General features: G+C 63.2%; 8 protein-coding genes, 1 tRNA gene and 1 pseudogene. 7 read left to right on the top strand and 3 right to left on the bottom strand.

Annotated features, from left to right (window positions below; translation table 11 throughout):
• Both Q0S16_RS24935 and Q0S16_RS24940 read left to right on the top strand, forming a co-directional pair.
• Positions 1 to 600 (top strand): zinc-binding dehydrogenase (locus tag Q0S16_RS24935; protein ID WP_295854761.1); only part of this gene is annotated, 600 nt, incomplete at its 5' end.
• Positions 601 to 770: 170 nt separating this feature from the next.
• A complete protein-coding gene (locus Q0S16_RS24940; RefSeq protein ID WP_295854764.1) occupies positions 771 to 1,676 on the top strand; it encodes a PhzF family phenazine biosynthesis protein in 906 nt (301 codons plus the stop codon).
• A 16-nt stretch (positions 1,677 to 1,692) separates the two neighbouring features.
• Here the strand turns inward: Q0S16_RS24940 and Q0S16_RS24945 are convergent, their stop codons facing one another.
• Both Q0S16_RS24945 and ilvA read right to left on the bottom strand, forming a co-directional pair.
• Positions 1,693 to 2,139, bottom strand: a complete 447-nt coding sequence (locus Q0S16_RS24945) for a hypothetical protein (RefSeq protein ID WP_295854767.1) — start codon at positions 2,137 to 2,139, stop codon at positions 1,693 to 1,695.
• Between the two features lie 199 nt (positions 2,140 to 2,338).
• A complete protein-coding gene (gene ilvA, locus Q0S16_RS24950) occupies positions 2,339 to 3,856 on the bottom strand; it encodes a threonine ammonia-lyase, biosynthetic (protein ID WP_295854771.1) in 1,518 nt (505 codons plus the stop codon).
• Positions 3,857 to 4,042: 186 nt separating this feature from the next.
• On the opposite strand from ilvA, the gene Q0S16_RS24955 reads away from it, so the two are divergent.
• Positions 4,043 to 4,258, top strand: a complete 216-nt coding sequence (locus tag Q0S16_RS24955) for a hypothetical protein (protein WP_295854776.1) — start codon at positions 4,043 to 4,045, stop codon at positions 4,256 to 4,258.
• 198 nt (positions 4,259 to 4,456) lie between these two features.
• Positions 4,457 to 4,533 (top strand) — tRNA-Arg (locus tag Q0S16_RS24960).
• A gap of 863 nt (positions 4,534 to 5,396) precedes the next feature.
• On the opposite strand, the gene Q0S16_RS24965 is transcribed toward Q0S16_RS24960, so the two are convergent.
• Positions 5,397 to 6,401 carry an amidohydrolase family protein gene (locus tag Q0S16_RS24965; RefSeq protein WP_295854780.1) on the bottom strand — a complete coding sequence of 335 codons (1,005 nt, stop codon included), beginning with the start codon at positions 6,399 to 6,401 and terminating at the stop codon, positions 5,397 to 5,399.
• Positions 6,402 to 7,074: 673 nt separating this feature from the next.
• Here Q0S16_RS24965 and Q0S16_RS24970 point away from each other — a divergent pair.
• The 3 genes and pseudogenes from Q0S16_RS24970 to Q0S16_RS24980 form a co-directional block, all read left to right on the top strand.
• Positions 7,075 to 7,896, top strand: a pseudogene (locus tag Q0S16_RS24970) (IS3 family transposase); the annotation flags it as partial.
• A 132-nt stretch (positions 7,897 to 8,028) separates the two neighbouring features.
• Entirely contained in the window at positions 8,029 to 9,222 is a 1,194-nt protein-coding gene (locus Q0S16_RS24975) for a CoA transferase (protein WP_295854783.1), read from the top strand.
• Between the two features lie 164 nt (positions 9,223 to 9,386).
• Positions 9,387 to 9,571 (top strand): hypothetical protein (locus tag Q0S16_RS24980; RefSeq protein WP_295854787.1); only part of this gene is annotated, 185 nt, incomplete at its 3' end.

Genomic DNA, 9,571 nt, shown 5'->3' on the forward strand with positions numbered 1-9,571 from the left:
GCGGTGATCAACACCGCGAAAGTCGAACGCGGCGCCAAGGCGATCGTGTTCGGCCTCGGCGGCATCGGCCTCAACGTGCTGCAGGGCCTGCGGCTGGCGGGCGCCGACATGATCATCGGCGTCGATCTCAACAATGAGCGCAAGGCGTGGGGCGAGCGGTTCGGCATGACGCATTTCGTCAACCCGGGCGAACTCGGCAAGGACCTGGTGCCGCACCTCATCAACATGACCAAATCCGGCGCGGACCAGATCGGCGGCGCCGATTACACCTTCGACTGCACCGGTAACGTCACGGTCATGCGCCAGGCGCTGGAAGCCTGTCATCGCGGCTGGGGCGAATCGATCGTGATCGGCGTGGCGCCGGCCGGCGCGGAAATCTCGACGCGGCCGTTCCAGCTGGTGACCGGCCGGGTGTGGCGCGGCTCAGCCTTCGGCGGCGCCCGTGGCCGCACCGACGTACCTAAAATCGTCGACTGGTACATGGAGGGCAAGATCCAGATCGACCCGATGATCACCCACGTGATGCCGCTGTCCGACATCAACAAGGGGTTCGAGCTGATGAAGACCGGCCAGTCGATCCGCGGCGTGGTGACGTTCTAGGCGCATCGCAAGGGCCATCCGTCAGGGCACGGTCCCGGACGCGGCGTCATGCGCCGCAGCGCCGGGACCGCCGGTGCCCGATACGCTCCGCGTCCGGAACACGAAGCCGATCTTTCATATCTCGGGGTCGGCCAAAGGCCGGTGCCTCGCAATGACGGAAAGACATAACGATGCCTCTGCGATTCGAGACCGTTGACGTGTTCACCACCGAGCAATTCACCGGCAATCCGCTGGCGGTGGTGCTGAACGCCGAAGGCCTGACGACCGCGCAGATGCAGGCGATCGCCGCCGAGTTCAATCTTTCCGAGACGACCTTCGTGTTGCCGCCGAGCGATCCCGCGCATACCGCCACGGTCCGCATCTTCACGCCAAAGGGCGAGATGCCCTTCGCCGGGCACCCCAATGTCGGCACCGCCTTCGTGCTGGCGCGCGCCGGGACCAGCTATGGCCAACCCGTCGCCGGCGACCGCGTGGTATTCGAGGAGAAGGCCGGGCTGGTGCCGATCGAAATTCTGCGCGACGGCGCGGTGGTGACCGGCGCCAAACTGGCCTCGCCGCGGCTACTAAGCATCGGGGCGGAGATTCCGGTCGAGCTGATCGCATCGGCCTGCGGTCTCTCGGTGGACGATATCGAGACCGCCAACCACCGGCCGCTGATTGCGTCCTGCGGCGCCGCGTTCATCCTCGCCGAGTTGAAGAGCACCGCCGCATTGCAGCTCGCCACCGCCCAGGCTGACGTTTTCCGCCGCGAGGTGGCGAAACATCCGGTCACGAGCATTCTCATCTATACGCAGGTCGACGAACCGCATCTCGACATCCGCGCGCGGATGTTCGCGCCGCAGCACAACATTCCCGAAGATCCCGCCACCGGCAGCGCCAATGTCGCGCTGATCGGCCTGCTGGCACAGTTGCGGCCGGAGCCAACCCTGACGCTGAGGAAACGCATCGCCCAGGGCGTGGAGATGGGACGACCAAGCCTGCTGCACGCCGAAGCCACCAAGCAGGACGGCGTGGTGACGGCGACCTATATCGGCGGAAGCTGCGTGCCGGTGATGACGGGAACGATCGAAGTCTAGCTGCCAATGGCCATCGTCAGAAATCTTCCGGACAGGGATCGACGATCTTCCACAGATCGACGCCGTTCTTGATCTTCTTCATCTCGGTGGTCAGCCCGCCATTGCGGCTGATCCAGTCCTTCACCGGCTGCGGATAGTAACCCATCAGGTCGGAGGTGCCCTCGTAGCTGGTCACCTTGATGCCGAAGGTGAAGGCCTTGTCGTAATAGGCCTGATGGAAGCCGAGGCTGGCGCGCGGGGTGACGCAGACCTTGTTCAGCGGCACGATGCCGAACACCATGGTACAGGCCGAATTGCAGATGCCGTCGATGATCACGCGCTCCTTGCGGTCACGGATGCGCTCGTACTTTTCCTTGTACTCCGTGACATAGCCGCCGTGATCCCGGGTAATGCGCAAATCGGCGCGCGCCGGCACGGCGCTGAGCAGCAGCAGGGTCAGGATAGTCAGCAGCGAGAGGCGCATGAAGCAACCGGAACATTAAGGGGCTATCGGGACGGGCACCAACGGGCAACCGCCCGCCACCTACTCTGGCCAGACTGTATTGGCATTTCGTTAAGCATCCCGATTGAGCCAAAAAAAGGCAGAATGCGGCACAGCGCCACGTAGAGCCTGAAATCAACCTCTGGACACCGCGCGCCCCAATCGCCCAGCGCCAATAGTCCTAGCCGTTCAAAAACATCTGATAGGCCGGGTTGATGGTCTCGTCCTCATAGGGATAGCCCAGCGCGTCGAGCCGCGCCGACAGGCTGGCGCGATCGGCCTCGGGGACCTGGAGGCCGACCAGCACGCGGCCGTAATCGGCGCCGTGGTTGCGGTAATGGAACAGCGTGATGTTCCAGTCCGGCCCCATCTGGTCGAGGAACTTCAGCAGCGCGCCCGGTCGCTCCGGGAATTCAAAGCGCAGGATCATCTCGTCACGCAGCGCCGGCGGCGCGCGGCCGCCCACCATGTAGCGGATATGCAGCTTGGCCGTCTCGTCCGCGCTGATGTCGAGCACCTTGTAACCCAGCGTTTCGAGCTGGCCGATCAGCTCGGCCTTCTCGGAACGCGCGCCGCCGAGCTTGAGGCCGACAAACACATTGGCCTGCTTCTGGTCGGCGTACCGGTAGTTGAACTCGGTGATGTTGTGGTTGCCGATGGTCTGGATGAAGCGGCGATAGCTGCCGGGCTGCTCGGGGATGGTGACGCCGAGCAGGATCTCGCGCGCCTCGCCGACCTCGGCGCGTTCGGCGACATGGCGCAGCCGGTCGAAATTCAGATTGGCGCCGGAGTTGATCGCGACCAGCGCGCCGGAGCGCTGCGGATTGGCGGCGACGTAGCTCTTCAGCCCGGCCAGCGCCAGCGCGCCGGCGGGTTCCGACAGCACCCTTGTATCCTCGAAAATGTCCTTGATGGCCGCGCACATCTCGTCGGTGTCGGCGACGATGACGCTGTCGAGCAATTCGCGGCAGATGCGAAAATTCTCGGCGCCGGCCTGGCGCACCGCGACGCCGTCGGCGAACAGGCCGACGCGATCGAGCACGACGCGCTCGCCGGCCGCGATCGCCGCCTTCATCGAGGCGGCGTCGACCGGCTCGACGCCAATCACCTTGGTCTCCGGCCGCAGGAATTTGATGAACGACGCCACGCCGGCCGCGAGGCCGCCGCCGCCGATCGGCACGAACACCGCCTCGATCGGATCGGGGTGCTGCTGCAGGATTTCCATGCCGATGGTGCCCTGCCCCGCGATCACGTCGGGATCATCATAGGGATGCACGAAGGTCAGGCCGTGCTCGGCCTGCAACTGCCGCGCATGCGCCGAGGCCTCGTCGAAGGTATCGCCGAACAGCACGGCGTTGCCGCCCCAGTATCTGACGGCGTCGACCTTGATCGGCGGCGTGGTGACCGGCATCACGATGGTGGCCTTGATGCCGAGCCGTTGCGCCGACAGCGCCACGCCCTGGGCATGGTTGCCGGCCGAGGCACAGATCACGCCGGCCGCGCGCTGCGCCGGCGAGAGCTGCGAAATCTTGTTATAGGCGCCGCGAATCTTGAACGAGAAGATCGGCTGCAGATCCTCGCGCTTCAGCAGCACCGCGCAGCCGAGCCGCGCGCTGAGCCGCACCATCGGATCGAGCGGCGTGTTGACCGCGACGTCATAGACCCGGGTGTCGAGGATTTTGCGGATGTAGTCCGTCACGAACGATTCCTAGCAGCTGATGGCAGCGGACGCGCGCCACCACCGGCCGCGTTGCCCCGTGACAGGATGGGCACGCAAATAGCCCGAAAATCAACCCCGGTTCCGGCTGCCGATCGAGCGCTGCCGGCAGCAAAAAGCCCCGCGCGAAGCGGGGCTTTTCACTACAACGACTTCTGATCTTAGCGCGTGCCCGAGGTCGAGGAACTCGATCCGGTCGGCGCCAGGGTCGAACCGCTCGGCGACGTCCCGGCGCCGATCGTGCTGCCCGACGGGTTCATCGCGCTGTTGGCGCCACTGTTGACGGCGCCAGAGGTGCCGGCGGAGGACGTGCCGGATCCGGTGGAGCCGGCGCTGGTCGAACCGGCTGCGCCGGCCGAACCGCCTGCGCTGCCGCCGGTCTGAGCCAGGGCCAGCGACGAGGTCAGTGCGAGGGTGGACGCCAAGATAATGGTCGAAATCTTCATGTCATGTCTCCTGTTGATGGAGAGCAAATGATCGCTGGCGTCCATCGTTCCATATTGGACCGCGGAGCCCATCTCGACCGATTTTACCTGCTCGGGGGCTGGCAAACGCGGCATTCGCCGCTATGGTGCCGCCGTCGCACTCGTAGCTCAGCTGGATAGAGCATCGGATTTCGATTCCGAGGGTCGGGCGTTCGAATCGCTCCGAGTGCACCAAGAAAACTTCAATTATTTCAGATACTTAATTCGGTATCGGGTTCGTTCTTTTCTGAAAATCCGCGTTGCATCTCGTATTCGTCAAAGCCCGTCAGTTATAGGCTTTCCCGTTTAGTCCCGATGAGCGCACGCAACACGGCTGCAACACGAAAGCCTCGATTCGTTCTCCAGACAGCATGATGCCCGGGACTAGCCCGGGCATCGCTGTTTAGACACCGATCGATAATCAACGAAGGCTTCGCGCGGCCCTCCTGGCCAGCCTAATGCTCACCTGCAGGACAAGCCTTGCGACATACGGCCGGATCAGACGCATCTCCGCACCTTGCTCTGCTCGAACCGGTTGAGCCGGGCAGCCACTCGCTCCCCGATCTCTTTGGGCTCGACCGCGTGATTGACAATGTCACGCAGTAACCGGTGAATGCCGTCCATCGCTGAATTGGCGTCTGGACCAACAGTCAAAACGCAAAGCAGCTCAGCACACTCCACGACGACCTGACACAAGGAAGGACCTTATCATCCGGCGGGCTGGCACAGCGGTGATCGCGGTTATGCCCCTGTATTCAGCGTGGCATCGTCGGAAGTCGTCACCGAGAGGCAATTTTGTGCCAGGTGTGCCTGCAAAAGGCCTCTGGATTGCCGCGTCGCTTCGCTCCTCGCAATAACGAGAAGGGCCGATGAACCATTCGATGTCATCCCGGCCCAGTGAGCGAGGCGACCGCCGAGCCGGGATCCATAGCCGCTATCGTCATGAGGCGGCAGAACGGCGGCGTCCCCGCTTCACCAACTCTTCGGAGCGTATGGGTCCCCGCTTTCGCGGGGACGACACGGGGTGAGGTCGGGCGATGATCGCCAACGCTGGTGGTTTAGCTCGCCAGACGTGGCAGCAGCTTCAACGCATTGCCGCGCTCGATCGCGGCGATCTGGTCGTCGGAGAACACGCCCGCCTTGCGTAAGCCTTCGACGTGGTCGAGGCTCTTGCGGTAGGGGAAATCCGTGCCGAACAGGATCTGCGATGCCGGGATGATGGCCGCCAGCGCCGACAACGATCCCTTGTTGGAGACCTGCGCGGTGTCGTAATAAAATCGCTTGAGCTCGGCCAGCGTCCCGTCGGGCACGGTGTCCTTTGCCCTCGGATCCAGCATCGGATTACGCACGAAGCGCTCGATCAGGAACGGCATGGTGCCGCCGGCATGCGAAAAGATCCACTTGATGTCGGGGAAGCGTCGCGCATTGCCGCTGAACAATATGTCCGCGATGGTCCGCGTCGTGTCGGTGCCGAACTCGATCATCACCGGCTGCTGCGTCGGCACCAGATTGACGCAGCAGTTTGCCGCCGTGGGGTGGGTGTAGACGACAGCCTTGCGGCGGTTAAGCTCTTCCATCACCGGGATGAACGAGGGATCTCCGAGCCACTTGTCGCCATAGCTGGTCATCAGGCCGATGCCGTCGGCCTTCAGCATATCGAGCGCGTAGGTGATCTCCTTCAGGGCGCCCTCGGTGTCGCGCAGCGGCACCATGGCGAAGCTGCCGAAACGGCCGGGATGATCGGCAATCAGCTTGGCGGCGTATTCGTTCGATTCCCGCGCCAGCGCCCGGGCCTGCCCTTCAGGTATGGTGTTGAGCGCCGGCGTCGTCACGGATAGCATGGACACCGCGACACCGGCCTTGTCCATGTCTTCGATCGACTTCGACGGCATCCAGTTCTTCATCAGCGAGTCGCCGAAATTGCCGACGTTCGACGCCGCGATGTAGGTCGGCGGAGAAAGATGATGATGGACGTCGATGCGGAAAGGCGCGCCGTCAGCCGCTGCGGCGCGCCTGGCGGCGCCGGTCGTCGCCAGTGCCGCAGCGCCGGCTAGTCCGAGCATAAATCCACGCCGGCTCGGCGTGGTGCATGAGAACGCCCCGAAGCCGGAATGGCACCCGCACCCGCCGATTCCTTTTGCTCCACCCAACATTGTCATCTCCCCTGGTTGTTGTTTTTATTTCGTCGTCATTCAGTCGAGGATGGCCACCGCCCTCGCGCATCCGTTAGGCTCTGATATCAATACCTTGTCTATCGGATGTTGTATCATGGCTAAGTCTTTTATTTCTTGATTATATTTCAACTGACTTGGGTATTGTACCGGGCTGGAACATTAGTTGAGCAGGGCGTGTCGCAGCCTATTCATGGCCCATGCCGAGATGCGATCATGCCCGCGGATCGCGTTGACGTAGGTGCCCTGCGCTAGGCCAGCTCGACGAGCGAACTCATGTTGGGACAGGCCGAGCACTATTGCGCTCTGTTTCAGACGGCCTCAGGCAATCGTGATGGCAACTTTCGCAGGGGCGCAACGTTGAAAGATCAGAGCACCGATCCCAGCCCGCGCTCTACTCGTGAAAAACCCTGCCACCCCCCGATGGCGGGGTTTTTCTTGACCGGTCCTGCGAGTTAGCCTGCGAGCCGGCGCCACCACGGGCGCGTTTTTAGGCGTCACTGGACCTGGCGTCGGCCAACTGCCGGGTGATCGCCTGGGCTTGGTCCCGCCAGGCATCCCGGTCCTCGCGGGTATCGTTGAGCTGACGCTGGAGAATGATTTTTTAGAAGGCGCACTCACCAAGGCGGGATTGCTGAGCGCAAGACGATGATCGACCGTGAACACGACCTGTCGATCGCACGGCAGGCGGAGGTTTTGAAGATCAGCCGCGGCAGCGTCTATTATTTGCCGTGTCCGGTGCCGGATGCCGACCTTGCGATCATGCGGCGGATGGGAATCGAGGCGCTGTACCGACGGCCGCGCACCACCCGGCCCGAGCCCGGCCACAAGATCTATCCCTATCTGCTGCGCGGCATGGCGATCATACGGCCAAACCAGGTCTGGGCGATGGACCTCACCCACATTCCGATGGCGCGTGGGTTCGTCTACCTCGCCGCGGTTCTCGACTGGGCTACACGCCGGGTGCTGTCATGGCGGCTGTCGATCACTATGGAGGCTGCGTTCCGCGTCGAAACTCCGCAGGATGCTTTGGCGCGCCATGGCAAGCCGGAGATCTCAGCGCGATGCGAAGCATCGTCGCGACAACACCGACCAGGGTTCGCAGTTCACCGGCCAGGCCTTCACCGGCGTGCTCGCTGACAACGGCATCGCCATCAGCATGGATGGCAAGGGCGCCTGGCGGGACAGCGTGTTCGTCGAACGGCTGTGGCGCAGCGTCAAATACGAGGGGGTCTATCTGCGGGCTTACGACAGCGTCGGCGATGCGCGACAATCGATCGGCCAATATCTGGACTTTTACAATGGCAGACGGACTCACTCCAGCCTTGACGGCCGGACGCCCGATCAGGCCTACTTCACTTCGTTGCCGGTCCGCATGGCAGCCTAACCCCGGCAGAGGCTCCACCTATCGACGCGGAAAATCTGTTCAGACAACCGGGACCACCTCACTAGAGAGCATGACAACTCACAGCTTTTGAGCGAAGGGTAAGGTTCTCCCTAATTTTTTCCGGAGCTCATGATGACCTTCCCGCGCGCCTCGGCCGCCCTCGCCCGCTTTACCGTGCTCGACCTTACCCGGGTTCGCTCAGGGCCCACCGCCGTGCGGCAACTCGCCGACTGGGGTGCCAATGTCATCAAAATCGATGCCTTGACCGATGATTCGGGTGGCGAGCAGCCCGGCGGACCGCGCCAGGGCTCGGATTTCCAGAATTTGCACCGCAATAAGCGCGCGATGACGCTGAACTTGAAAGATCCGCGGGGACTCGCGGTGTTCAAGCGCCTCGCGGCCAAGGCCGATGTTGTGATCGAGAATTTCCGCCCCGACGTCAAAGCGCGCCTCGGCATCGATTACGAGAGCCTGCGGGCGATCAATCCCGGCATCGTCTATGGCAGCATCTCCGGCTTCGGCCAGGACGGCCCCTACCACAAGCGTCCGGGCTTCGACCAGATTGCCCAGGGCATGGGCGGGCTGATGTCGATCACCGGGGCGCCAGGTGAAGGCCCGATGCGGGTGGGCATCCCCGTGGCCGACCTCACTGCCGGACTGTTCTGCGCCATGGGCGTGCTAACGGCGCTGCTGGAGCGCGACGTCTCGGGCCAGGGCCAGTGGGTGCAGACCTCGCTGCTGCAGGCGCAGATCTTCATGCTGGATTTCCAGGCGGCGCGCTGGCTGATGGAAGGGGACGTGCCGCAGCAGGCTGGCAACAACCATCCCACCAGCATCCCCACCGGCGTGTTCAAGACCTCGGACGGCTACATCAATATCGCTACCACCGGCGGCAAGATCTGGGAGCGCTGCGCGCAAGCGATCGGGGCGCCGGAACTGCTAACCAATCCGGATTACGCCACCGGACCAGCCCGTTCCAAAAACCGCAACACACTTAACGCTGCGATCAACGTCTGCACGCAGAAGCGCAGCACCGACGAATGGGTCAATGAGTTGAACGCCGCCGGCGTGCCGTGCGGGCCGATCTATTCCGTCGATCAGATGTTCGCCGACGAACAGGTCAAGCATCTTGGCATCGCCCAGAACGTACCCAATGATGAGGGCCGCAACATCCGCCTCGTCGGCCAGCCCTTCACGCTGTCACGAACCCCCAGCAAGATGGCGGTGCGGCCACCGGAATTCGGCGAGCAGACGGCCGAACTGCTGGCAGAGTTCGGCTTTTCCAGCGGAGAAATTACAGCGCTGAGCCGTGATAAGGTCGTATAGGGCCCGCTTTCAGTGCAGCTTACCAAACAGTCTAACGGCGCAGCAGCCGTGGAAGAGCGATAGCCCAATGTCCGAATCTGCCGCAGGTGGCCAACCGTCAGGCTGGGACTTATGGTGCGCTTCGCCCATGGTCCTGAGCAAAACGCGCGAAAGCTGACAGACGAATGATCCACGCCTCCACCTCGCCGATGGCGAACAGTGCCCTTGGCCAGAATCTGCTCGTTGCCCGGCAATATGCCGCTGTGGTGACGGCATTCACGCTGCCGTTTTCGACCAGCGGGCAAGCCATCGCGGTCTCGGTTTTGGCTGTGCTCGCCGTGCTGACGCTGGACCGTCCGCGCCTCGCCGC

The sequence above is a fragment of the Tardiphaga sp. genome (genome assembly GCF_025356345.1).
Taxonomy (GTDB): Bacteria; Pseudomonadota; Alphaproteobacteria; order Rhizobiales; family Xanthobacteraceae; genus Tardiphaga.